The sequence below is a fragment of the uncultured Photobacterium sp. genome (genome assembly GCF_947502415.1).
Lineage (GTDB): Bacteria > Pseudomonadota > Gammaproteobacteria > Enterobacterales > Vibrionaceae > Photobacterium.
In genome coordinates this window covers 1-1,402 of record NZ_CANMZV010000079.1, presented here as the reverse complement: position 1 = coordinate 1,402, position 1,402 = coordinate 1, and the positions used below count along the sequence as shown (strand labels likewise).

Genomic DNA, 1,402 nt, shown 5'->3' with positions numbered 1-1,402 from the left:
CTAGCTTAAGGGCTAATCCGGTTTCGCTCGCCGCTACTGCCGGAATCTCGGTTGATTTCTGTTCCTCGGGGTACTTAGATGTTTCAGTTCCCCCGGTTCGCCTCACAACGCTATGTATTCACGTTATGATACTTGCTTATGCAAGTGGGTTTCCCCATTCGGAAATCCGAGAGTATTGTGATTCTTACCATCTTCTCTCGGCTTATCGCAGGTTAGCACGTCCTTCATCGCCTCTGACTGCCAAGGCATCCACCGTGTACGCTTAGTCACTTAACCATACAACCCCAAGAGGTCTGTATGTTCAAACAACCAAGGTTTATCTCTCTGATAAGGAGAGAATTGGTTTTTCGCCGGACTCTACACAAGACACTTGAATGTGTTTGCTTGAGAACTCGTTCTTCTTTCGAAGAACATTTTAATTGAATCTAACGATTCAATTTACTAGTCAGCTTTCCAGATTGTTAAAGAGCATGTGTTTCATTATCTCCGATGAGATTGAACCACTTTCTAACAACATTCTGAGAATGTGTTTAGAAAGTGGCGTCCCGTAGGGGAGTCGAACCCCTGTTACCGCCGTGAAAGGGCGGTGTCCTAGGCCTCTAGACGAACGGGACTAAGTATTTCAGGTTTGGGTACCTGAACATGTTCTTTTACTTTTTAACCAAGCAATCTGTGTGGACACTACGCAAAGCGTAAGTCATATCGTTAAGGAGGTGATCCAGCCCCAGGTTCCCCTAGGGCTACCTTGTTACGACTTCACCCCAGTCATGAACCACACCGTGGTAAACGCCCCCCCGAAGGTTAAGCTATCTACTTCTGGTGCAGCCCACTCCCATGGTGTGACGGGCGGTGTGTACAAGGCCCGGGAACGTATTCACCGTGGCATTCTGATCCACGATTACTAGCGATTCCGACTTCATGGAGTCGAGTTGCAGACTCCAATCCGGACTACGACGTACTTTCTGGGATTCGCTCACCTTCGCAGGTTGGCAGCCCTCTGTATACGCCATTGTAGCACGTGTGTAGCCCTACTCGTAAGGGCCATGATGACTTGACGTCGTCCCCACCTTCCTCCGGTTTATCACCGGCAGTCTCCCTGGAGTTCCCACCCGAAGTGCTGGCAAACAAGGATAAGGGTTGCGCTCGTTGCGGGACTTAACCCAACATTTCACAACACGAGCTGACGACAGCCATGCAGCACCTGTCTCAGAGCTCCCGAAGGCACTCCTCTATCTCTAAAGGATTCTCTGGATGTCAAGAGTAGGTAAGGTTCTTCGCGTTGCATCGAATTAAACCACATGCTCCACCGCTTGTGCGGGCCCCCGTCAATTCATTTGAGTTTTAATCTTGCGACCGTACTCCCCAGGCGGTCTACTTAACGCGTTAGCTCCGAAAGCCAGTG

The 1,402-nt window shown here is 49.7% G+C and carries 1 tRNA gene and 2 rRNA genes; all 3 read right to left on the bottom strand.

Annotation, left to right across the window (positions count from 1 at the left end):
- A 23S ribosomal RNA gene (locus Q0852_RS23575) occupies positions 1 to 276 on the bottom strand; the annotation flags it as partial.
- Positions 277 to 538: 262 nt separating this feature from the next.
- Positions 539 to 614: transfer RNA gene (locus Q0852_RS23570), tRNA-Glu, on the bottom strand.
- 92 nt (positions 615 to 706) lie between these two features.
- Positions 707 to 1,402: ribosomal RNA gene (locus Q0852_RS23565) — 16S ribosomal RNA — on the bottom strand; the annotation flags it as partial.